We start from the raw sequence: 24,282 nt of genomic DNA on the forward strand, positions 1-24,282 counted from the left end.
ATGCTCTATGGGATTTCATAGGGATTCCAATCTGCCTGTATGCTGTTAGTCTTGAACAAAACTGGTGTTTTAGCTTTCATTCATCTCGCCATCTGAATTTTGGCTTTGCCCCAAACAGTTTGTCGAAATAGCCCCGCAAAAAAGAGGCCCCGCCGTTCTCTGTACGAGATAAACAGGGCCTCTTTATATACACCCGATCAAACCGGGTTGCCTAAACCGTTAAAAACAGTCTTTAACCAAAAGCCTCGCTGAGGCTATTTCAGTTTCTTTTCGGTTTCCTTGATCACGCTGTCGAGAACCTGACGTTTTTTCATGGTGCTGACGGCTGATTTCAGGACCTTGATTGCGCCTTTGTCATCGCCCTTGTCTTCCAGTGCGGTGGCAAGTTGGTTGAGCATACCGAAATAGCGGATATGGCCCAGGGTATCTGCGGCGCTGTCGGGGTCGTCGATCAAGGCAGCGGTTTGTGCCTTTGCGCCCTGATCGATTTTGGCGTTGATGGATTTAATCTCCAGCTCGGCCTTGTCCTTTGCCCCGCTCAGCACCTTGAAGTCCCGCAGCATCGGGGCGCTCAGGGCCAGATTGGCGTGACGCGCCGCCGGGTTTTTGGCACAGCGGTTTGTCACATCGCGCAGCACATCATTGGCACTATCCAGCGACGGCGCCCCCGCAAAGGCAATGGTCCGGGCCACATCTTCGGTGAAGTAATCCGGGGCCAGTTTGCTTTCTTCGAGGGATGATGGCGGGTTCACATAAACCCGTAGCACGTTGGAGCTGATGATTTCATCATTCACATCAATCACGGCCTGAATGTTATAGAAGCCGGGTTCATCAATGGTCCAGCCATCGGTCGATGCACTCACCATGTGCGAGCCGTAAAGGGCCTGTCCCGGTTTCAGGTCGGTGGTGTGCTCATGGTGACAATGAGTGGAAAGAGACCGCCACTTGCGGGTTTTCCCCTCGCTACGTTGCACAAACAGCGTGATGTGACGCCCGTCTTCCAACAAATCTTCTTCGATTTCCACGGCCTGATCCGATACATTCTTGAGCTTGAGTTCAAGGGAAACAGGTTCCAGGAACTGATAGCTGTTGTCCGACTTGTTCGGTCTGATTTCCAGATCAAAGTTGCCGCTCTGCAAACTACTGTCCTGTTCCAGATTGTGGTTAGAGAACCAGTCTTCATTGCCCATCTGCACAAAACGGCGTGGCGCATGGCGCATATAGACCAGCTCTTCATCCATAAAACGGAACCGGAAGTCAGAGAAGAAGGCACTTTCCCCACCGGATACCCGGAAAGGGTAGCTCATAAAGGTACGCGCTTCATTGTTGTTAGTTAGTGGTATCCACGGATCACCGCCATTATAGCTGAGCGATTTCTGCCACGAATGCGCCAGATTAAAGGCATGGCCCATTTCATGGATTGCCGTCCAGAACACCATGCGCCGACGCCATGCCGCCGCATTGGGGTCACCCGCCGGGGCGTCCTGAATAAAGCTGTCGGTGAAAATCGCCGTGCCCTGTCGGTGATTGGCCCCGATATCATCAAACATGATCCCGCCAAGGCCGCGCCCGCGGTCATGGCGTTTGGCAAAGAGCACCCACATGGCCCATTTCGGCAGATTTGCAAAGCGCGACCAATAGGTCACCATGGCATTATGCATTTCTGCATCGCTCCACGTGCCGTTGGCCCCCGACCCGCTTGTGGGGATCACCGATCTGTTCGGCGACATGGAAACATCAAACCCGGCACGGCGATAGACCGTATCCATCGAGATATTTTCCGCAGGCAGGTTCGCCGGACGGTTCGGATGGGACCCGATATCATAGGTGGTTGTTGGAACATCGGCATTTGCAACGCGATCAACCTCGAACTCTACCTCGTCAAAATGCTGGCTTTCAAAGTTGAGGTTATAGACACGGCGTGTTCTGCCCGGCCCGATCAGTGTCAGTTTGAATGTACCATAACCAATCCCCCGACCACGGGCTGCTTCAAAGATAACACGATTTCCGGGGATCAGACTGTCGAGACCATCGCGATAGGTGATGTTCGCTTCGACCCGGCGGTGGTTCCACCCCAGACAGCGGTCTGATGTAACCTCGGCAATGGCATGGGCTGTCGAAAAGGGAAAGCGGCGATTGACCTCTATTGAAATGCGGTTTTGCGGGAAAAAGCGATCCACATCCAGACGAACCTTGATGTTGATCAGGGACAGCGGCACAAAGGGGCCAGCCGGACTGACGGGCCGTGCGGGCACCGAAGGCGTTGGCAGCGGCAAGGGACGACGTGGTATCGGGAACGGGCGTGGTGTTGGCCTGAACGGACTTGAATAGCTATAGGTACCACTCAAGGCTGAACAGAAATTAAGGGGGATTTGTGGCCCCGGAATACGACCTGGTATGCGACCTGGTATTCTGCCCGGTATTCTGCCCGGTATTCTGCCCGGAATACCCGGTATACCCGGAACACCCGGAACGGGACCGCCCGGCACAGGGGTCAGCGCAGCCGGATCTTCATCACCAAAGGCATCATCAAATGCTTCAAGATCATCGTGGCCCAAATCACCAGGATCGGCCGGATCGCTATAGATACCGGGGACATAATCGGGATGTTCCTCGTCCTGGATCAGAACCACTTCATCGGTAAAATCGTCTGTATCCAGTTTCGATTTTCCAGAGGCCTTTGTTTTATTGGAACTTTCTTTCGTTTTTACAGCCATTGTAAACTCCTTCCAAATTCTTCAATTTAAAAAGGAGGATCTGAAATCAACGTCACCCCGTTACAGCTTCCAATCTCTGTCGTTTGCATCACCAAAGTTTTGGATCACCACAGCTCTGGATCATCTGGCAAGCGTCCTGTTCCGGCTTGCCGATGACTGCATCGGGGATGGCACAAATCTGATTATCGAGCGTTTATTTTTTTTACCAGACTGGATCTGGCGCATAATGTCAGCATGTTCATACAGTACTGGCACCCCGTGTTTGCCTAACAGATTCCACCAGATACCTTGTTCCAGATACCGTGCTGATGAAATCCCGCAGATAACACAAATCAGCAGGCAAAACACAAATCAACAGGGATGCGAGATACTTTCTCTACCCCGATGTCTGGTCACAGACTTTATTTCCCCCGCCCGCAAGGGACAAGACAAACCGCCATATAACCGAACAACAAAATACCGGGGTGCAAGCCAAGAGAGAATAAAAAGTTACAGACCGACGCGTTTTCACTTTCTGTCAGAAACCTATCTCTATTCAGATACCTCTTGCTAAGTTGATGGCTTCCCAAATCCATCGAAGATAAGTAAACCATAGCTTGCGTTTCATGTGTTGTGAATAAACAGTGAATAAAGCGTCCCCCAGTTTATCCCAATCTTTTCATTAACAAAATCAACCAATCAAAAGCACTTGGTTTACCCGATTTTTTCCCCTATTTTTAATTACCTCGGGAATCATTATATCTATCCCCCATGACATATTGAGAATACAAGGAAACCGATGTGAGCGAACTCATCCTCTATACAAGCGAAGATGGAAGTACACGTTTAAATTTGCGAGTTGAGGAAGAGAGTGTATGGTTAACACAATTGGAAATTGCCGAGCTGTTTCAAACTAGTAAACAGAATGTTTCGCTTCACACAAAAAATATTTTTGAGGACGGAGAACTACGATCATCGGCAACTGTCAAGGATTCCTTGACAGTTCAAAAGGAAGGTACTCGACAGGTAAAACGCCGAACAGCATTGTACAACCTAGACCTGATTTTGGCCATTGGCTACCGCATACGATCTCCCCGTGGTGTACAGTTTCGCCAATGGGCGACAACAAACCTGAAAGAGTTTCTCGTCAAGGGCTTCGTCATGGATGACGAACGCTTAAAAACCCCCGGAGGTTGGGATTATTTCGACGAGCTTCTTACACGTATTCGCGATATACGGGCATCAGAAAAGCGATTTTATCAAAAGGTGCGCGACCTCTTTGCCCTGAGTTCCGATTATGGAATAAAAGCAGAAGAGACCAGTCTTTTCTTTGCAGAGGTCCAGAACAAACTACTCTATGCGGTAACTGGCTGTACTGCTGCGGAGCTTGTTGTCAACCGATCAGACCCGACGAAACTCAACATGGCCTTGACGAACTGGCAAGGAGAAAGGGTCCGTAAAAACGATGTCATTGTCGCTAAAAATTACTTGTCAGCAGACGAAATTGATACCTTAAACAGACTGGTTGTTATCTTTCTGGAACAAGCAGAATTACGGGCCAAACAGAGGCAAGACCTAACCCTTGAATACTGGCGTAGCAATGTTGACAAAATGCTTGAATTCAACGATCAGGCAATTTTGGATGGCGCAGGCTCTATCAGCCGTAAACAAATGGAATCTATTGCTCACGATAGATATGATAGCTTTGATCAAGAACGTAGAGCAGCAGAAGCAGAAGACGCTGATAAAGAGGATCTCAAGGTTATTGAACAACTGGAACAGAAGCTGAAAAATCGAAATTTAAATAATGAAAAATAACATAAAGCACTAAAAGTGACATAATCATACAGACAAATAATACTTTAACATTCCCAACAATCTCTCACGAACAACTATTCAACAGAGCCAAAGTAACTTTGCTGCCCTAATCCCTTCCGTCGCTCTGCCTCACTTCATTCTGCGGCCCTTCGCTTTGCCGGAAGGCCGCAGAGCCGATGACGACCATGAGGGCGAGCAGGACAAAGAGGCCAAAGGCAAAGCGCAGGGAAGAAATTTCGGCGATAAAACCGATCAGGGGCGGTCCCAATAACAGGCCGCCGTAGCTGAAGGTGGCGACCGAGGCAATGGCCACGCCGGGGCTGAGTTGTTTGCTGTTCGCCGCGCGGGAAAAGACCAGCGGAAAGACAATGGAATAGCCCACACCCATCAAGGCAAGGCCCAGATAAGTCATGAACAGACCGGATGCTGTGGCGGTGATCGAACTGCCTATCAGCGCTGCGCCCCCGCAAAACCGTAGGATGTTCACCGGACCAAAACGGATGATCAGGCGATCCCCCACAAAGCGCATGGCAACCATGGTGATGGAAAAGACCGTATAGCCAAGGGCGGCCTGTCCCTCGCCCACCTGGATGACAGAGGTCAGGAATACAGCCGACCAGTCTGCCATGGCTCCCTCGCCCACCGCACAGGAAAAGGCCACCAGTGCGACCACCAGTAATGCCCCCCGTGGCAGAGCAAGTCGCGGCCCTTTTTTCTTTGTCTCTGGTTCCTGTGCTGCCTTATCTTTTTGGGATGCGCCTTGATCCTTTTGTGTCTGCCAAATCTGTGGCAGGGATGAAAACCAGATCAAGGGAGATAGCATCACGGCAAAGGCAAAGAACTGATGGCCATAACTTATCTCGTCCCAGGCGGCGATTGCACCAAGCCCCGCCCCGATACCTGCACCCACAGAAAAAAAGGCATGAAAGCTGGACATAATAGAACGCCCGTAATCGCGTTCGACCTCTGCCGCCCAAGCGTTCATGGCAACGTCCATCGCCCCCAGTCCAGCCCCGAACAGAACCACGGCAACACACAGCATGGCAACTACCGGACTATAGCCAACCAGCGCCACAGCCAGACAACACACCATCGCACAGCTTAGCGTCACCCTTGCCGACCCAAAACGGTCAGACAGACCGCCCGCAACGGGAAAGGCTGCAATCGCCCCGCCAGACATCAGCAACAGCAACAACCCAAGATCCCCCGGTGAGAGATCAAACCCCTGCTTGATAGAGGGAATGCGTGCCGCCCACGACCCGTAGAGGGAACCGTTGAGGATAAACATCGCTGTGACCGCCCAACGGGGGGATCGCAGGCCCTGGAATTGATTATCGGGTGATTGCTTTTCGGGTGATTGCTTTTTTGGGGCTAACCTTTCTTTGGCCAATTTTTCTTGAGACTGGCCTTGTTGGGACTGGCCTTGTTGGAATTGATCCTGACCTTTCGATTTTTTGCCCACAGCGATTACGCTTTCGTCAGACATGGTGCACCTCTATTTCAAACGCATCGTAAACTGTGGTCATGTCGGGTGAGGCAGAGGTTATCAGAACATCCATATCCGCACAGGGAATAACCTGATGCGCCGATTTCTCATCAAGCTTGTCCGCCGGTGCCAGAACCACAACACGATCTGCATTTTCAGCCATGATCTGTTTCACAGCGGCTTCTTCCGGGTCATCTGCGGACAAGCCAAAATCAGGGTCCAATCCGCATGTGCCCAGCACCGCCATATCTGCCCGCGATCTGGACAGGGTTCGAATGGCCTCTGCCCCCGTGGCAATGCCCCCCAAAGGACGAAGAGTGCCCCCGACCAACAGGGTTTCGATGCGCTTTTCCAACAAGATTGATGCAATCAGGGGTGACGGCGTGATCACCAGCCCCCCGTAACCAACGGGAAGGTGCCGTGCAAAAAAGAGAACCGAGGTCCCACCGTCCAGAAACAGACTTGGGTGTTCACTTAACAGATCTTGAAAAACCACCTCGGCCTTTACCAGCCAATCCGGCACTTCTCTCAAACGATCAACCACAGGGGAAAGGGGCTTGGCCACGGGTATGGCGCCCCCCTTGACCCGTTTGAGAACTCCCTGTTTTTCCAGCGCAATAAAATCCCTGCGGATGGTATCAAGTGACACCGACAGTTCGTCGCTTATGCGGCGGGCCACAAGTGTTTTGCCAACCTCAAGCCGTTTAATCAAAAGTGCCTGTCGAGTGTCCGGGTTATTTAGATCAAGTGATTGCATTTAAAGAGCTGTCGAGAACAAAAGGATAAGTTTATGTCAACAAATACTGCATAAAACTGCATTAAAATGCAAAATATTGCAAATATTATTATAAAGTTCATTTTTTGACCGGAAATCATCAACTTACAGAAACCTATTGTTAATTTAATTCCCCGATAATGTGTTTAGGTCATAAGACCTGCCTGTGTCAGGTATCAGGCACTTGGTTTAGGAGCATATAATTAATAGGGCATCGAACAGCATGAAAGGGGGCAGCCCCGGCCAAAACATGCTTCAAATTCTCTACGCACAGGACAGCGTAGCCAATTGTGCTGCCATGAAAGAATTTCTGGAACAATCTGGCCCCGTACAACAGGAACTGGGACCCTGCGTTGTGACAACCGTTCATTCCGGGAAAGCTGCTCTTGAACACGCGGAACAACAGACCTTTGATGTCGTCATGGCAGATTGTCATCTGCCGGATATGTCCGGACTTGAAATAACACAAGACCTATTGGAACAGCACCCCGAATGCCCCGTTTTTCTGATGGTGAACAAGGGGGCGGAACACCTTGCGCTAGAGGCTATTTCACTTGAAGTAACGGATTATATCGTACTGGACGAAAACCGGACTTACTTCAAATTTGCGCCAATCCTGATCAAAAAACTTCTGGCCCGGGCAAAGGCCAGAAAAAACAGGATCAAAGCAGAACAAAAAATTAAAAAGACAAAAGAAAAGCTGGAGCAACGGGTAGAAAGGCGCACCCGGGAACTGGCAGCACAATCCTATCTTCTGGAACATTCCCTCAACGCCCTGAATCAGGGATTTATTGTCTGGGACCCGGATGATCGCCTGGTCATTTGCAACAGGCGCTTTCACGACCTTTTCGGCCTTCCCCCTGGAACATTAAAGCCGGGAATAACACTGTACGAATTATTGTTGTTTCTGGCGAAAGACGGATACTATGGCAAAGGTGATCCGGAAAAGCTGGCCCAAAAAAAACACGCGGAAATTATGGTCGAGCGCCAGCAAGAGAAAGAAGTTCGCGTTACAGAAAACAATCGCGTGCTGGAAATTTCGCAGTACCAGGATGATAATCTGGGGCGTATCGCCACCTTCACAGATATAACAGAGATCCATCACCGCGAACGCGAAGCCGCCATGCTACAAGAAGCGTTGAACAACTTCACCGACAGCGTCATTCTCTATGATCATGAAGAACGGGTCGTTTTCACCAATAAACAATATCACGAGACCTACCCGGCCTCACCTGCGCAGGATCAAATTGCCGGTCATACCATGGCCGAACTTCTGCAAAGCAGCCTGAACGCCGGGCAAATAAACCATCCCCTTGCCAAAACTGACCCGGATGCGTGGCTGGCGCAACGCCTGAAAGAACGCCGGGAAAACATGCATACCCAGGGCGAGACAGTTCACGCCAACGGGCGCAGCTACTTTTACAAGGTTAGCAAATCATCAAGCGGCGGCCACATTCATATTCAATCTGAAATAACAGAACAGAAAAAAGCAGAAGAAGCCCTGCGGATCAGTGAAGAGCGCCTACAGGCACAGGTCAATGAGTTCAGGGAAAACGAAGTCCGTATGGAAGCCCAGGCCGCTGATCTTGTTCTGCTGGCTGAAAACCTGTCCGAAGCCCATGACAAGCTGGCCCGCCTTAACGAACAAAAAGACAAGTTCTTTTCCATTATTGCCCATGATCTCAAAGGACCTTTTAACGCCTTACTTGGTTTTTCCAGCCTGCTTTCTGGTCAAGGTGAAACGCTAAGCCCCGAGAAAACAAAAGAATATGGCACCTTGGTTCACCAATCCGCGGAACAGGTATTCAAGCTTTTGGAAAACCTGTTGGAATGGTCGCTGTTACAAATGGGGCGCATGAAATACGAACCCGGCCCCGTCGAATTAAAAGACGTCATTCAGGCCAACAAAGTTCTTTTCACCACGGCCGCAGACAAAAAAGGCATTACTTTTATCTGTAACCCAACAGACTATATTGCCCTGGCGGATTACAATATGATCGATACGATCATCCGCAACCTGATCAATAATGCGATCAAGTTCACACCCGAAGGTGGAACCGTCACAATTGATACACGCAACAACGGTGACTTTATCGAACTGGAAGTATCCGATACCGGTATTGGCATTGCCCCTGACCAGGTTTCAAAGCTTTTCAGGTTGGATGAAAACATTTCCACCAAGGGAACAGATGGCGAAATAGGCACGGGACTTGGCCTACACCTTTGCAAGGACCTTATCGAACATCAGGGCGGGAAAATACATGTTTTAAGCGACAGAAAACAAGGCGCGACCTTTCGTATTACCCTTCCTGTCTACCCGGCTGAACTGCTTTCAGATCAATTGATCAAAAGATCGCCAAAGCGCCCCGCATAGCTCATCAGATACCTGATTTCTTGCCGCCATTCCTTACCTGTGATTTACCACTTGTGATCCATCACCTGTGTGATCCAGGGCAGTACCAAAGGGGATTCCTGAGAAAGCACCTTAAACAAAGAAAATCCCTATACCTAAAGCGCCTTCTGGTTTTCAATCTGACGCCAGAGCTTGCTTGCTTCCAAACCCAAGAGATTACAGAGCATGGCAAACTCCTTTTGCTCTCGCGGATCAACCTCACGATCTGCACAGATAATCAGATGCGCCACCCGCAACAGGGTTCGGGACCGTTTGTATTTCCCTTCGAAAACTTTGATTTTTTTATAAAGCTCGGCTTTGGCCCCCTCTGTTCCGCTTTTGAGCAGATAGATATAATCATCCAGAATTTCAATCGCCCGGACGGGATCAAAGGTTTTCAGTGCTTCAATGTTATCAATGGCATAGTCGATGGAATAGCGTTCCTCGATAGAAATTTCCCCGTCCGAATAAGCCGTGATGGCACAAACAGCCATTGCCGCATGCAGGAAATCCTTGTTTTGATAGCGACGTACTTCGGTAACAAGCTTTTCCAATAACAAGCTGGACATTTGCCTGATCCCCCTCTTTTTCGAATGTTTCACATTACCCAGTATTACCCTTTACCCAATATTATAGGTAGGACCTGTTATCTCTAACTTCCAGTAAGCAAACAATAAAACAAGTTTTTTATTCCTATGATTTTGGACGCAGGAATAATACACTTTCTTTTGTACCCGTCGTATTATTGCCCCAAAAATACATAATTCTTCTGTATCAGTGATGTTTTTTCATCGTTGCAATTTACGATTTCACGGCAAATACTGCGTTCGTTTTTTTAAGGGAAAACATTACGTCGACAGCAATCGAATTCAGGGCGGTTTTATGGGCATTATTCACGCAACAAAGAACACGACAAAGGCTTTCTTTCGCACCTATCTCCTTGTTACAGGACTGGTTACGGGGCTAATAGCGGGCCTGGGCTTTACGACGCAAAGCGCCCTTGCCGACGGCAAGATTGATCCGGCACTCTGGAAATTAACCGATGAAGACAGTGTTGTGTGGCTATTCGGCACGGTTCATGCCCAAGACCCCGATCTTCAATGGCGTACAGAAAAAATAAAACAGGCCTTTGCCAGCGCCGACAGCTTTTATATGGAAGCCCCGGTTGCGGATGCAACACCGGAAACAATGGTCCCTCTGCTCCAGAAATATGCCTTCAACACATCCGGTACCCCCTTTTACGAACAACTTACCCCAGATGATCGGGCAAACTTTGTACGCGCCCTGAATTCTTTGGGTATTCCAGAAGAAGCCATGAAGAACTTCGACAATCTGCGCCCCTGGTTTACCGCGGTCACGCTGGCGGGGGTTCAAATGCAAGCAGAGGGTCTGAACCCCGAGGCAGGTGTGGATAAAGCCCTCTGGGAAGAAGCCAAAGCTGCGGGGAAAGAACTGGGCTATCTGGAAACGTTGGAACAACAGCTCCGAATTTTCGGCAACATGACACCCCAAGAAGATATGGCCATGTTCAACAGCTCCATGGTCCAGATGGTCGAAGATACCGACATGCTGGATCAACTGTTTACCTATTGGAAAACAGGCCAGATCGAAAAGCTTGCGACGCTGATGAATGCCTCTTTCGACGGACAGGATCGCATCAAAACCGCCTTGCTGGATGACCGCAACGCCGACTGGTCGGAAAAAATCGAAGACATCATGCGCGGATCAGGCACCGTCTTCATCGCCGTCGGCGCCGGTCACCTCGGCGGTGACCAGTCGCTGCAATGGTATCTGGAACGCCTGGGGTACGAGGTGGTCAGGCAGTGAGGAATACTTGGTCAGGGATGCTCAAGGGGTAAGAAATACAACTTGAAAAAGCCTTGACCATTTAACACCCCTGATAATTTTGTGCGATACAGTTTTGTATCAACTTCGCGGCAGTTTCTTTTTCTTCTGTGGACAGGTCTTCATCTAAACTCTGCATATTCTGCGCGGCTTTGGCATGGCCATTTTCAGCAGCAAAGAAAAACCACATCTTCGCGCGCAGCAGGTCCTTTTCTACCCCGTCTCCTTTGTAGTACATCACCGCCAGATTTCGTTGTGAATAGGAATTTCCCTGTGCCGCGGATTGCTTGAACCAGTCCAAAGCCTTGGCATAGTTTTTGGGCATTCCACGGCCTTGCAAGGCTAGACGCCCCAAATTCGCTTGCGCCAAGGCAGATCCCTGTCGGGCTGCAAGGCTAAACCATTGAATAGCCTCATCAACTTTGAAAAGATCCCGTGAGTTTTCAATAAAGAAGATACCCAGGTTCACCTGCGCTTCCATATTGCCCTGCTTGGCAGAACGGGTTAGCCAGATAATCCCCTCTTTGAGGTCCTGATCAACCCCTTTGCCTTGTATATAAAGCATGCCAAGGGCTGCTTGAGAATAGTGATCCCCCTTGTTTGCGCCTGCGCGATATAACTTGGCCGCAGCAACGTAATCCTGTCCCATACCTTCGCCATGCTCATACATTTTGCCAAGATTGAACTGGGCATCGGTATAGCCCTGTTCAGCCGCTTTGCTGTACCATTCGAAAGCTTGCTTGTAATCCCTTGGCTTGCCCTGCCCCTGATAGGACAACACGCCCAGGTTAAACTGCGCGACTTTATCACCTTTTTCTGCCAACTCTGTTAGTACTTCTGCCGCTTGGGTATATTCCCCTTTCTGAAAAAGGGTCGTCCAAAGCTGATCGTCCCGCGAAGGGGTGTTATTGTTTGAACTCGATAATGTCGGGGATTTTTCTGCCTCGGCCATTCCCTTTAGGTCCCAACTGGCTTCCTCTATCCCTTGTTCCGCAGCACGTTGGTACCACTTTTGCGCCAGCGCCAAATCCTGTTTCGTTTCATACCCGATGTAATAGAGTTCGGCCAAACTGTTCTGGGCCGCCGCGAAGTCTTTCTCTGCAGCCAGCGTCATATAGTCAATGGCTTTTGCCACATCCTTTTGTACACCGTCCCCCTTTTGATAGAGAGAACCAAGAAGAAATTGAGCGATATCATCCCCCTGTTCCGCAGATGGTAAAAACCATTCCGCAGCTTTTGCAGGGTCAGCGTCAACAACCTAGCCCTTCAGATAAAAAATCCCCATCTGACGTTGGGATGCCATATGCCCCTGGTCTGCTGCACGTCTGAACCATTTGAACGCTTTCCGGTCATCCCCCGGGTCGGCACGCCAGTTGAGATATAAGACGGCGAGATAATATTGCACCTTGGCATCACCAGCTTCTGCCAATGGGGTCCACTCTTCAATCGCTGTAGCATAGTCTTGACGTTTTGCCGCTTCCCCGCCTTTGTTGAAATCAGCTGCCCATAGTGAGGACGCATAGAAAAAACATAACAGCGACAGAAGATATTTCATGAAAAAGTGCGCCCCCAAAGCGTTAGAAAAACAGCAGATATCAAAGAGAATTAAAGCATTGAATAAAAACAGGAACAGAAGGTAGGCATATGACGCTTAAAGAATAATGTATCCCATCATGGTTATGCAACTATAGATCAACAAAATTTCACACCCTATTCACTCGGCAATAATCACCAGAACAGTTTGGGCTTCTTCCAATCCCTGATCGGCGGCCATTTTGTACCACTTGCGGGCCGTGTCCATATTTTCTTCAACGCCAGAGCCAAAGTGATACATCATCCCCAGCATCATCTGGGCCTGTGCTTCGCCGTTCACTGCGGATTTTGTCAGCCATTGGTGTGATAGTTCATCATCGGGGGCAACACCCTGCCCTTCCTTGTACATAACGCCAAGATAATACTGCGCCGTGGCGTTTCCCTGTTCGGCAAGCGGCGTTAATTCTGTCAACGCAGCGGGATAATCCCCCCGGATCAATGCGGTCTTCCCTTTATCCAGATCAGCAGCTTGAACAAGATTTCCAAAAAGAAAGCTATAAAGAAAAAAAGCACGAACAATAAACTGTTTCATTTAGAACCCCGCATGAAAAAAAAATTATCACCTATAAGACAAATACACCCGCTATCTGTCCTGACTTTAATGAATTAAACATCAGTAAACGCCGTGTGCTCGGCTAAAAAATCAAAAAAACGCGAATGTGCATCCCGCCTCGGGCACGATAGGTCAGTAATGTTTTTACAACAAAAAGCAGCCTTTAAATTTGCGTTGTCGGCACTCTGTGACCCTTTTATTTGCTTTTTGCAATTGTGCTTTTGTCAGTTGTTTCGCAAGAAGATCCTTGTAAACCAGGGCTTCTTCAACACCCTCTTCGTCTGCCAGAGAGAACCATATATAAGCCATGTCATGATCCCGATTGACACCGCTATGGCCGTGATAATAAGCCAAGCCTAATTGATACATCCCAGTCGGGTTACCATTTTTAGCCGCTTCACTATACCAACGTACGGCGATTTTATCGCTCTGTGGTACATCGTTTCCAGTGCTATAGATATGCCCCAGATTAACTTGCGAATGACTATTTCCCGCCTTGGCTTCCTTGTGGTAAATCTTCAGGGCTGTTTGACGGTCCACACCCCCCGCACTTCCGGTGAAATAAATATACGCAAGATTATGTCCAGCACGGCTCACGCCGTTCTTGTATGCGGCCTTGAACCATTTTACAGCAGCTTTGGGATTCTTGTTTACACCCAACCCACGATCAAACATTTCCCCCATATAATACTGGGCATAGGGAACGCCCTTTTCTGCGAGCGGATATAAAAATTCCAGCGCAAGGGAAAAATCGCCATCCAAATAGGCATTAGCGCCCACTAAAAAATCATCCTTGTCGTCTTCCCAAACGCGATCAGATGATTCCCGCGCCTTTTCATCCGGAAACTCGACAGCAATGGTGCCTCCAGAAGAAGAAGAAACAACCTTACGATTATTCCCAGCTGTCTGTTTTGCGTCAGCATTTTGCGCCTTTAGTCTGGCCAGTGGTTTCCTTGCCTGTTCATCCCCCTCATCAATGGCGCGCTGATACCATAGTTTTGCATTATCAATCTCACCGATTTTTTCATAAACACGCCCAAGCCCCAGATAAGCCGGGGTAAAACCTTTATCAGCCGCTAACAGATACCATTTAAGAGCATCTTCATCACTTTGGGCCAGCCCGGCATCACCCTTTTCATAGAACTCTGCCAAGGTAGCCTGAGATGCATCATTATTATTTTTTGCCCCGCGGCGGGCATGATATAACGCCAAGGTATCACTTTGTTCTCCGCCAACACCACTCTCATAAAGAAGCGCGAGCCGACTATCGGCATCGAAATTGCCCCGTTCAGAAGCACGCAAAAACCATTTTCTGGCTAAGACAAGGTCACGTTCCACCCCGTGGGCCAAACCATACATTTCACCCAGGTAAAACTGGGCCTCACCATCCCCCAATTCGGCAAGCTTATAAAACTCCTTAAGAGCGACGGCATATTCGCCATCAAGATAGGCGCTGAGCGCCTTGTCAAAATCTTGAGCGAAACTAGACTGGACAAAACTTGGCACAGCCAAAAAAACAATCGTCACCCACGATATAATGATCCGCATTCCAAAATTCTTTTTGACATGTTTCATTGCCTGCTTGCCCTCAAACAAAGATGTAAACAATACCCGCAAAGTATCAATCATTCGCAATTTTGGTAATTTTGATTGATACAGGTGCGCGCTATATTCTCCATAACTGCCAGAATGCTTTCAGAGAAATATTCTTTTGATTTATCAACGGCTGACTTTGAAGATTCGTCGCCTCGAATAGTCGCGATATGTAACCACATCCACCCCTCTTCATCCCGTGGATCAAGCGATATAAGGGCAAGACCTAATAGAGATTGAGCCTCAAGCCTTCCTTGTTTAGCCGCAAGCCTGAACCATTTCACTGCCTTTCCCATGCCTTTTTTGCCCTTGTCTTTCTTTTCAAGAACAAGCCCCATGATCTGTTGCCCCTTGGCATCTCCCTGAACAGCAGATTTCAGTGCCCAGTCTTGCGCCTTTTCAAGATCTTCGGGTGTTTCACTCCCAACCATATAGTAAAAAGCAACTTGGGCCTGCGCTTTGGAGTAACCTGACGTTGCGGAACGCTTAAAAAGATAAAAGGCCTGTTTAATGTCCCGCTCGACCCCTAATCCTCTGTAATACATATCCCCCATAAGATACAAAGCTTGGGGATTATTTGCCTCGACGAAAGGGTGCAGTATCTCAAATGCTTTACCATAGTCACCCGCAGCATAGAGTTCCTTATACTTTTCCATGGACGAGGCAAGAGATCCAGAGGACGACGAAGACGGTAAAGTGCTCTTGTCTTGCCTCTCAGTGATCGGGGCTTCCTTGGCAAGCTGTTTGGGAACCGGACGCGCAGGAATGTTATCAGGCTTTCTTTTGGGTTTGGGAATACTGGACAAAACTGCCCTCAGTTCTTCCAGTTTTACCTCTGCTTCTTGATCCCCGGCCTTTGCAGCCAATGCGTAAAAGTGCTGGGCACGCGCAAGATTCTTCCCCCCCAAGTCACCATTTTCATGCATCTGCCCGAGTGAGGTATAAGCCCCGATTTCCCCCAACTCCCCGGCTTTTTCATAGTATTCTGCCGCTTTTTTTAAATCTTTGGACACCCCCAGACCGTAATGATAGTGCATGGCTAAACCAACGTGAGCCCTGGGATCTTTCTGAGCGACCGCAGATTTATTAAGTTCATAGGCTTTTTCAAAATCCCGTGCGACGCCCTTCGCGGCCATATAGTGCGACGCCAGTAAAGTCAGAGCAGCGCCATCGCCCGTTTCTGCGGCACGAGAAGCCCACTTGAACGCTTCGTCATAATCTGGCGGACTTTTTTTGGCATAGATTTTTGATATCATGATTTGGGCTTCCAGATCACCTGCTTCTGCCAGGGGCAAGCCGGCCAATAAAGCGGCGCCATAGTCACCTGAATCTACAGCAAGAATCATGAACTTATAGATGCTCTCTTTTTCATCATCACTGAACGTCTGTCCCGGATCTGGATTTTCTTGCTGAACAGGATTATCAACCTTCTCGACGTCTGACTTCGCGTCAGCTTTTTTGCTCTTTACTCTCTCAGGAGATCTCTGCGGAGATTGAACCTGAGCATCTTGCAACCGTTCCATTGCTTCCATGGCAAGCCAATAGTCCTGATCCGCAGATTTCTGGTACCATTTACGGGCCTGATCCAGATCTTTTTCCACCAAAAATCCATGCTCATACCAGTACCCCAACTGGAACTGGGCATATTCGGATCCCTGTTGTGCATAATGGATTGTCAGCTCTTTAGCTTTTTTATCGCTTTTGGGTACGCCCTTTCCGTAGTGATGCGCAGAAATAATTTCGGCAACAGCGCGGTTTACCCCTTGATCTGCTGCACGCTTATACCAGTGATATACCTGTTGTAACTCTTTATCCCCAAATGAATAGACAGCCAAATCACTTGCATATTGTACCTGAGCCGGGGCATAGCCGCTCTCTGCAGCCTCTTGAAGCCATAATTGAACTTGATCGAAATGTTCAGTGTCAAACCACTTAAAATACTTTCTTTGTAATTCTAGTTGAGCAGGCGCATAGCCTTTTGATGCCAGACGAAACCATATATCTTTGGCTGTCGCTTGATGATTTTTTTCGTAAGCATCAACACCTCTGTAATATTCCCTGTAATAATCTTCCACCTCCAAAGTTTCAGAGGCCAAAGGGTCCATAATTAAATCGGGAAACGTTCCAGAAATCCGAACCAAAGCAGCCTTGGCCAAATCATTTTCGTTATCGACTGCATGGCGAAACCATCTAACAGCTTGAGAGATATCTAGCGGCGTCCCTTCACCATTTTCATAGAGCGTTGCCAATAAATATTGAGCTTCACCATTTTCTTGCTCTGCAGCAAGATAGGCCCATTTAAAAGCAGCTTTCAGATCTTTGTTTTCATCATCCTTGTAGTAATATTCGGCAAGTTTGAACTGAGCACGATGAAATCCCGCCTTGGCAGACTTTTTAAACCACTTGAAAGCTTGATCTTGATTATCAGGAATATCAGTTCTGTTAAGATATAATTCCCCTAAATCGTTCCCAGCAAAATCAACGCCAAGATCAAAAGCCTTTTTGTACCAGAAAACAGCCTTATCAAAATCTTGCGGTACAGATTTCCCTTTACTGTAAAGCTCTCCCAAAAGATGCATTGCAATAGCTTTATCGGTATTATCCCGAGCACCTTTTTCAAAGTACTCTATCGCCAACGCAATATCTTGTGGCCTATCCTCCCCTTTCAGATAGGCATAACCAAGATCAACCAAAGCATCACTATCACCTAACTGTACCAGATGATCAGCATTGTTGAAATCTTCCTCCATTTCAGTTACGCGCAAAAATTTCTCAACCTCAAATACCTTGTGTCCTGTGGCATCATCGACAAAGGAACCATAGCCTTCGAAAAACGGCCCCCCAGACAGCGAAAAAGTCAGTCGAGATCTTGCTTTCGAGTGTCCTTGATCAGCTGCTTTTCGATACCAGTAGATGCTTTTATTTTTTTCATACTCAACACCAAAACTGTTTTCGATGATAAACCCGAGCAAGTACTGTGCCTCGGCATGGCCTTGTTCGGCTGCTTTTCTAATCCATGCCAGCCCCTTTTTCTCGTCTCCTTCAACGTCCAGAGCTTTCCGATAAATTTCCCCGACCATATACTGTGCTTCGGCATTTCCCTTTATCGCATGGGGAAGAAGGATTTTCAGGGCCTGTTCATAAAGCTCATTTTTGAAAGCTTGCCTTCCATCCACCAAAGATCCCGCCATTTCACCGCTTGTTAATTCGGGGGGCATCACTTCGGGGGCCGCCGTTTTGTTAGGACCTGTTTCCAGATCATTTTCAGAAAGCGATTGTTGATTGACCAGTTCTTGCGTGTCGGATGACAGATCGGTGTTTTCTTCGTCTGATGCGTTCCTTTCATCAAACAGAGACACCAGCATGTCCAAAATGCCCCCGGTAGATTCCTTATCTGAAGTAGATTCCTTATCTGAATCTGTCTCGGTTACTGTTTCAGTTGCTTCTTCCGGGTTTAGATCTGGCTGGTTATCATCCAGATCATGATCATTCTTGCCCTTAGAATTTGGCGTATCCCCAGAATTTGGCGTATCCCCAGAATTTGTCGCATCCTGGGCCGTTCCACTATCCCCTTGGCCGAGCTTCTGGTTAATAATCTCGGACAATTTGACCAAGGACTTTCGATGTCCCTGATCTGCAGCAAGTCGATACCACTTCAGGGCCATATCCGGGTCTTTGGCAACACCCAGCCCCTGTTCATAAATCTGGCCCAAAATATACTGGGCTTTGTCGTATCCGTCTTCGGCAACCGGGGTCAGTGCCTCGCGCGCGACAATATAATCCCCCTGTTCAAAAGCTTCAAAACCATCCGGCTTTTCGGTGAATGACAAAAATACGCCAAGACCGACAAGCGCAACAAACAAGGGCAAAAGTAAAAAGCGGATCATGGACTAACCTGTGGAACAAAAAGAAATTATGACAAAGGAAAACACTCAACACCGCATCAGGGTTTTCCCCAGACACTTTTCGACAAGGGCATCTGCCTGTTTTATCTGATCCGGTGACATCTGTTGTCTGACAGACAGCAACGCAGGGGGCACCGATGATGATCCAACAGACGATGATCCAGATGAAGCATTGTTAGACCTGTTCTTCAAACTATGGGCAACAGATAGCCACATATAGGCTTTCACCAGATCCCTGGGCATCCCCTCGCCCCGTGCATACATTTGCGCCAGGCTGATCTGGGCATCCGTTTCCTGTTGCTCGGCGGCAAAGGTGAAATACCTGTGGGCCAGTTTATAATCCTGTGGCACCAGCTCCCCGGCATGATAGATATTGGCAAGCTTGTTCTGGGCAAAAGGAACGCTCTGTTTTGCGGCCCGTCGATATAGTTTGAAAGCTCTTTCCGGGTTAAGCGGCACACCGTTCCCGGTTTCGTAAAGATAAGCCAGTGCGGCTTCGCTGCGCGCATCATGACCATCGACAGCCCTTTGCAGCCATTTAACCGCTTTGGGCAAAGCGTCGTCTTTTGGACTGTTCAGATACATTCGGGCCAGACTGCCCTGTGCCGAAACATCCCCCTGATCCGCCGCCATGCCATACCACAACAATGCCCGGTCAAAATCTTCGTCCCCCCAATCCCCGTATTCATAGGCACGCCCAAGCCTGTTCTGGCTTTCGACATTGCCCAACTCAGCAGCACGGGTGAACCACCTTTCGGCCTCGCCGTAATCCTGTGTTACGCCCTGTCCCTTTTCGTACATCAGGGCGACATTGAACATGGCAATCAGGTTCTTTTTCTCTGTTCCGTCCTGGGCAAATGGCAGATAATTATCCATCGCGGTTTCATAATCACCGATGTCATATGCCTGTGCAGCCTCGTCCAAACTCGGCCCCCAATGATAGGACCAATAGGTGTGAAGCGCCGGGCCAAGCCCTGCCGCAAGAACAACAAGCCCACCGACAATAATGAGAAACCGTTTCATTTTAGTCCTTTTCAAATATGCGCAAACAAGCAAGCAACCTCGCGAATGCACAAGAGCATCAGGAACAAGAGAAGAACAAAACAGGCAAAGATATGATAAAATAAGACATTAGCCCCTCCCCCAGAGATCACGAATAATAACGTGACGGTGACTAGTTTTGCAACCAAGGATACAGATAATTTATTTTCTTGTTTCCCCATCCTCTTGTCTGGTTTCATACTGTTTCGAACTGAAAAAACCGAAAAACCACAGCCCGTTCCACATCAAAGACAAGGATCACAGCCGTCAATGCAGGGGGAAATTGATCAGCTTTTAGTGTTATCGTCTGCCGTTAATGCCATGGCGTTAGAGGTGGTGAGCACAAGCCCATTGCCCAAAAAACTGCCCGCAGCACAGGCCAAACGGCTTCGCTATGCAGACGACCTGACCTTTGTGGATCTCTACGAAAAAAGCGATAATTCTCTCAAAGAACAGATCCGTTTCACCAAACTTTCCGACTGGTTAGATGATCTGCGCCATAGAAAGGTTTCGGCGGCATGGCTGGTCCGGCAACCTCGAGAACAGACTGATACCGACACAACAAACACAGATGGCTACCACCCTCCCGAACATATGCAGATGGCTTTTGCCGGGGGGACAAAATCATGGTCCCTGATCACGTCTGGCCCCGGCTTTACCGAAGAATGGAAAACGGATTGGCAGCTGAACGGCAAGGGTAAACACGATCCAAATAAACACGCCCCGGATAAACACAACAGGGGTCAAGAAAAACAGGAACCACCTGTTTGGCAAGTTCGATATGGCTGCATCAGAAAAACCGATCGGGAAACACCCCGGCCAGCGGTAAATCTTGCGCAGGAAACCGTCCGACTGGAAAAGATACTACAAGAGATTGCAATACTGGCCGGACGGTTGGGCTATGACAACTGGCCCGCCGTTTTTGCCAAAGCACTTGATGCACTGGTGGGAAAGCCCGGCACCTCCTTACACCCGAACCTGAGGCCGCCCTACTATGCAGCCTATCCCAAAGAAGCTCATCGTTTACTGGCAGCAGCCTATAATGGCTGGGTCTTTGGCGGTATGGGGTCCTGGAATGATGTTGTTTTTTCCACCCTCGAAGATCAGGCCACTTATGACCGCCTGACCCCCGAACTTTATCAAGCCATCTGCCATGCCATCGTTGGCATCAGTTGCAGCTTTCGGAAACAATAATGTATTCGCAGACGAACACGGCATTACATCATTCATAACAAAAAAGATAAACTCCACCTTAACGAACAAACTTATTAAAGTGCAGATCATTATTTTCTTTTTGAGCTTTCAATTGATTTCCACAGCTCAATCATTTTTTGCAATATCTCAGGATTCTCAATCATTTCTTCAAGAAAAGCGACCTGATCACGACATCTCTTGGGTATTTTACCAACTATCGGTCCAAAGCCGTCTTCCTGTGGGGTAAAATACTCATGACACCATGGTAAAATGGCAGTTTCATAGAGATGAAACATTGTCTGCTGGGGTAACCCTGCATCATCCATATCAGAGGAATTACACACATAAAAGCAATAGGGCCTGTTTTTCTCCGTTCTTGACGTACCATAACAAACTTCAACATAAACTTCGTCTGTCTCAGGGTCACGAAGAACATCCCTGACAATACAAGGCCTGTTTTTAGGCCCAGGAACAGTATCTGGCAAATACGGAAACCAGCACCACAGTACATCCCATGGCACCGGCAAATTTTCATTAAAAGGGTAGAAGGTATAAGCTGTCACAAATTACTCGATTATTACCAAGCCTTTTTATCAGCAATGGATACGAGTCTTTTCTTCACGTCATCAGAAACAACCTTAGATAAAGCATCTAATTGCTGATAAGTGAGTTCGTCGCTATAATCCGCATGTGGTGGAGTGCGACGCTTGGTGGCATACGCGCTACCATTTTCTTCTTTAGTCAATGCACTCATTAAATTTTTACCCTATATTTTGTTCAACTGAATAGTAACTTGTATATTCTTAATTAAGGACTAAATTTCTCACCAGCCCTCAGCTACTTATCAACAGGCTATTAAATTCGGGTTATGTCTTCTCTACACATTTGTGCACGTAGTCAATGTATTTTCAATATTGACAGACAAATTAACATCACAAAAGCATTCTAAATTTCATCATAAACTCAAAATATATAATAAATATCAGATAATTAGAAAAAATTTGAAGCTTTAAATTTTTGCCAATAAATTTTACTATTATGCATTGACAGCAATTTAAACACTTTAAATTCACGATTCGACCCCGTAAATAAATTAACCATTACGATAAATACAAAACTTAGTATATTCTTTTGGCTATCCCCCCTCCCGTTCTTTAACCCGCCATTGATCCAGTTGGTCCAGACATTCGGCAAGGGGGATGGTTTGAACCCTCGGCATCTGTTGGTCTTTGCACAGGAAACGAAGCGACTGGGTGACCACGGCGGGCAAGCCGCGCAGGTAACGGTGGTAAAGGGCGCGCAATTCCGCTTCTTCATCGCTCATTTCTGCACCATAGCCTTTGGCCCCGCCGGAAAAGGGTTCATAGCGGGCAACCCCTTCGGAATGGTAGAGAAATTCGTAAAGTTCCATCAGCCAAAAGCCATTATCCCGGCGGCGTTCTGCGCGGCGGTCCCGACTGTCCTTGGGGCCAAGAACACCACGATCATAGAGCTGTTCCAGCAAACTAAGGGCACCACCCCTGTTGCTTTGCTCTATTGCGCCTATAGATACCGTACCTGTATTCTCCTCAACCTGATTTTGTTGATCCTGATTAAACCGGATATGTCCTTCTTCGGCAGTATGATGTGCTGGTGATCGTTCTGACTTTGCTGTTTTCATTGATTTTCCCATATCCAAAATCATCCCTTTGACTGTTGTTTTTACGGTCCGGTGTCAGAGGCTGTTCGCTGTGACTATTCTCTTGATCTTCTTCATCTTTCTTTTGGCTAATCAGCCTTGTCCCCGCTTTGACGAGCCTGTGTTAAGCCCCCAAGAAAGAAACCCAGGGCTTCCGGTCCTTCATTGTTTCGCCGCTCTCTCTCATTCCGTGCGGGGATCAGGTTGTCCCGGGCCTTCAAGTTCCGTAACAAGCGCTGTCGCAGGTCCTGTAACGGCGTCAACAGAGCTTCCAGCGTCCCCCAGTCGGGCCACCACTTTTGCCGCCCGGCGTCCTGCAAAGCCTGTAGCACACAGTCCGCGGGAAAGCGTGTCAGTTCATCCGCATAGACCTCTAGCTGAAGTTCCAGTGACGCCGCATCCATATTCCGGCTGTTGGTTTTGACCTTGAGCTTGAGCAGTTCACGCATGATCTCTACCCGTGACAAAGGCGCCAGCGACAAGGACAAAATACGTGCGACTTCATTCTGCTGTTCCCGCGTCATGGATTTTGGAAAGGCCACTTCTTCCAGCCTGCTCTTCGCCCCCTCGCCCGCAGGAAAAACCGTCCTGTATTTCAGCCCGACCGAGGACCCGAGCACCGATTTCACCGAGGTTAAAACCGCCCGGTCGTTGTCCACCACCCGCTGTCCCCGACGAATGGCTTCGGCCAGTCGATTGGCTGCCAGATGAATTCTTTTTGACCGGATAGCTATTGGCTGATCCATTTCCGGTCTGGATACGCAAGATCCAGTTTTGCCAGGTCCGGTGCCAATCGATTTTACAGGCTCTGCGTCCGCCAAGACTGGTCCAGTAGTTTCGGAATTTAAGGGCCTCTGTGGCAATGTCTTGTTCCTCTAGTCCACGGGTGCGGGCAAAGTCCTGATCCCGCCCATCCGGCACCCAATCCGTATCAAGGCGACAGGCGCGCCTTTGTTTCCCTGATTGCTCTTTCCGGGATTGCTTTTCGAAATCCACATCCTGATCATGAGGGGACTTCACTCCCTTGGGAGTTAAGGGGAGAGTCTGGCCTCTGGCTTCTGGACTCTGGGGTTTATCGCCCCCCTTATCCGCGTGAATATCATCTGTAATATCCGCCTTGTTATCCCCCCCTATATCAGCCTTATTATCTGGGGCCTTATGCCCTTGTCGTATCCTAGGCTTAACCTGTGGCGTCTTTTTCCTTTTAGGAGAAGAACTTGGGTCAGAAATCAAAGCAGCACCTTCGCCAGCTGAGTTTTTTTCCGTAACCGTTTTCCCTGTGATAAGGGACGGGTTGCCCCCTTTGCGCCCGTTGCTGCGGGCCACAGAAGACTTTTTCAAATCACGCAGCATCCGTCGCGAATACAATCGACCTTTGCGATCCCGGCTGAAAACCCCGGCCTCTTCCAGCTCACCCAGTAACGCGGTGACTTCTTCAGGCGTTGATCCAGACAGGGACGCAAGGGCAGACGTCGTGACGTTGCTGCCGTTGATCTCTAAATATCCCCCGGCCTCGTGCATGATACAAATCATCTCTAACCACAGCCCCCGCGCCGCAAGGGAACAGAGCTTCAACCCCACATCTGCCCGCCAGTCCGTCGGAAAAAAACTTGAACCACGGCAGTTTACTCATGGATAAACCTCCTTCTCTGTCTGCCAGAGACTAAGCATTAATACAGCCACCCGGAACTTGACAGAACCAGCTATCTTGCT

The 24,282-nt window shown here is 48.6% G+C and carries 19 protein-coding genes; 4 read left to right on the plus strand and 15 right to left on the minus strand.

What is annotated here, in order from left to right; genetic code table 11:
- Nucleotides 1-254: 254 nt before the first annotated feature.
- On the minus strand, nucleotides 255-2,717 hold the full coding sequence (locus tag WH95_RS01670; protein ID WP_204247671.1) for a zinc metalloprotease: 2,463 nt from the start codon (nucleotides 2,715-2,717) through the stop codon (nucleotides 255-257).
- Nucleotides 2,718-3,497: 780 nt separating this feature from the next.
- On the opposite strand from WH95_RS01670, the gene WH95_RS01675 reads away from it, so the two are divergent.
- The gene (locus WH95_RS01675; protein ID WP_046502221.1) at nucleotides 3,498-4,514 is read left to right on the plus strand and encodes a virulence RhuM family protein; all 1,017 of its coding nucleotides are present in this window, start codon (nucleotides 3,498-3,500) and stop codon (nucleotides 4,512-4,514) included.
- Between the two features lie 106 nt (nucleotides 4,515-4,620).
- Here the strand turns inward: WH95_RS01675 and WH95_RS01680 are convergent, their stop codons facing one another.
- Both WH95_RS01680 and WH95_RS01685 read right to left on the minus strand, forming a co-directional pair.
- On the minus strand, nucleotides 4,621-6,000 hold the full coding sequence (locus tag WH95_RS01680; protein WP_052741699.1) for an MFS transporter: 1,380 nt from the start codon (nucleotides 5,998-6,000) through the stop codon (nucleotides 4,621-4,623).
- Nucleotides 5,993-6,757: a DeoR/GlpR family DNA-binding transcription regulator gene (locus WH95_RS01685; RefSeq protein ID WP_052741700.1), complete on the minus strand. Its 765-nt coding sequence runs from the start codon at nucleotides 6,755-6,757 to the stop codon at nucleotides 5,993-5,995. Before WH95_RS01685 ends, WH95_RS01680 begins: the two co-directional genes overlap by 8 nt.
- Before the next feature lie 241 nt (nucleotides 6,758-6,998).
- Here WH95_RS01685 and WH95_RS20315 point away from each other — a divergent pair, with 241 nt between their 5' ends.
- Nucleotides 6,999-9,149 carry a hybrid sensor histidine kinase/response regulator gene (locus WH95_RS20315; RefSeq protein ID WP_052741701.1) on the plus strand — a complete coding sequence of 717 codons (2,151 nt, stop codon included), beginning with the start codon at nucleotides 6,999-7,001 and terminating at the stop codon, nucleotides 9,147-9,149.
- A gap of 134 nt (nucleotides 9,150-9,283) precedes the next feature.
- Here the strand turns inward: WH95_RS20315 and WH95_RS01695 are convergent, their stop codons facing one another.
- Nucleotides 9,284-9,736 (minus strand): tellurite resistance TerB family protein, encoded by a 453-nt coding sequence (locus tag WH95_RS01695; RefSeq protein WP_046502223.1) that lies wholly within the window; start codon nucleotides 9,734-9,736, stop codon nucleotides 9,284-9,286.
- A gap of 313 nt (nucleotides 9,737-10,049) precedes the next feature.
- Here WH95_RS01695 and WH95_RS01700 point away from each other — a divergent pair, with 313 nt between their 5' ends.
- Nucleotides 10,050-10,994 carry a TraB/GumN family protein gene (locus WH95_RS01700; RefSeq protein ID WP_052741702.1) on the plus strand — a complete coding sequence of 315 codons (945 nt, stop codon included), beginning with the start codon at nucleotides 10,050-10,052 and terminating at the stop codon, nucleotides 10,992-10,994.
- Between the two features lie 61 nt (nucleotides 10,995-11,055).
- Here the strand turns inward: WH95_RS01700 and WH95_RS20320 are convergent, their stop codons facing one another.
- From WH95_RS20320 to WH95_RS01725, 6 genes are all read right to left on the minus strand, one after another.
- Nucleotides 11,056-12,204, minus strand: coding sequence for an SEL1-like repeat protein (locus WH95_RS20320; RefSeq protein WP_281174798.1), 1,149 nt, complete (start codon nucleotides 12,202-12,204; stop codon nucleotides 11,056-11,058).
- A gap of 66 nt (nucleotides 12,205-12,270) precedes the next feature.
- Nucleotides 12,271-12,567 (minus strand): tetratricopeptide repeat protein, encoded by a 297-nt coding sequence (locus WH95_RS20325; protein ID WP_052741704.1) that lies wholly within the window; start codon nucleotides 12,565-12,567, stop codon nucleotides 12,271-12,273.
- A 159-nt stretch (nucleotides 12,568-12,726) separates the two neighbouring features.
- Nucleotides 12,727-13,137 carry a tetratricopeptide repeat protein gene (locus tag WH95_RS01710; RefSeq protein WP_052741705.1) on the minus strand — a complete coding sequence of 137 codons (411 nt, stop codon included), beginning with the start codon at nucleotides 13,135-13,137 and terminating at the stop codon, nucleotides 12,727-12,729.
- Nucleotides 13,138-13,302: 165 nt separating this feature from the next.
- A complete protein-coding gene (locus WH95_RS01715; RefSeq protein ID WP_162199368.1) occupies nucleotides 13,303-14,733 on the minus strand; it encodes a tetratricopeptide repeat protein in 1,431 nt (476 codons plus the stop codon).
- 50 nt (nucleotides 14,734-14,783) lie between these two features.
- A complete protein-coding gene (locus tag WH95_RS01720) occupies nucleotides 14,784-18,638 on the minus strand; it encodes a tetratricopeptide repeat protein (protein ID WP_046502228.1) in 3,855 nt (1,284 codons plus the stop codon).
- Between the two features lie 45 nt (nucleotides 18,639-18,683).
- Entirely contained in the window at nucleotides 18,684-19,679 is a 996-nt protein-coding gene (locus WH95_RS01725; RefSeq protein ID WP_052741706.1) for an SEL1-like repeat protein, read from the minus strand.
- 288 nt (nucleotides 19,680-19,967) lie between these two features.
- Here WH95_RS01725 and WH95_RS01730 point away from each other — a divergent pair, with 288 nt between their 5' ends.
- Nucleotides 19,968-20,891 (plus strand): hypothetical protein, encoded by a 924-nt coding sequence (locus tag WH95_RS01730; protein ID WP_046502231.1) that lies wholly within the window; start codon nucleotides 19,968-19,970, stop codon nucleotides 20,889-20,891.
- A gap of 89 nt (nucleotides 20,892-20,980) precedes the next feature.
- Here WH95_RS01730 and WH95_RS01735 read toward each other — a convergent pair whose 3' ends face one another.
- The 5 genes from WH95_RS01735 to WH95_RS20330 form a co-directional block, all read right to left on the minus strand.
- Nucleotides 20,981-21,454 (minus strand): hypothetical protein, encoded by a 474-nt coding sequence (locus WH95_RS01735; RefSeq protein WP_046502234.1) that lies wholly within the window; start codon nucleotides 21,452-21,454, stop codon nucleotides 20,981-20,983.
- 14 nt (nucleotides 21,455-21,468) lie between these two features.
- Nucleotides 21,469-21,645, minus strand: coding sequence for a hypothetical protein (locus WH95_RS21225; protein WP_157845854.1), 177 nt, complete (start codon nucleotides 21,643-21,645; stop codon nucleotides 21,469-21,471).
- A gap of 381 nt (nucleotides 21,646-22,026) precedes the next feature.
- The gene (locus WH95_RS01740) at nucleotides 22,027-22,551 is read right to left on the minus strand and encodes a hypothetical protein (RefSeq protein WP_157845855.1); all 525 of its coding nucleotides are present in this window, start codon (nucleotides 22,549-22,551) and stop codon (nucleotides 22,027-22,029) included.
- 107 nt (nucleotides 22,552-22,658) lie between these two features.
- Entirely contained in the window at nucleotides 22,659-23,111 is a 453-nt protein-coding gene (locus WH95_RS01745) for a hypothetical protein (protein ID WP_157845856.1), read from the minus strand.
- Nucleotides 23,071-24,150 carry a cyclic nucleotide-binding domain-containing protein gene (locus tag WH95_RS20330; RefSeq protein WP_052741707.1) on the minus strand — a complete coding sequence of 360 codons (1,080 nt, stop codon included), beginning with the start codon at nucleotides 24,148-24,150 and terminating at the stop codon, nucleotides 23,071-23,073. Before WH95_RS20330 ends, WH95_RS01745 begins: the two co-directional genes overlap by 41 nt.
- Nucleotides 24,151-24,282 lie beyond the last annotated feature (132 nt).

Source organism: Kiloniella litopenaei (assembly GCF_000982415.1).
Classification (GTDB): Bacteria; Pseudomonadota; Alphaproteobacteria; order Kiloniellales; family Kiloniellaceae; genus Kiloniella; species Kiloniella litopenaei.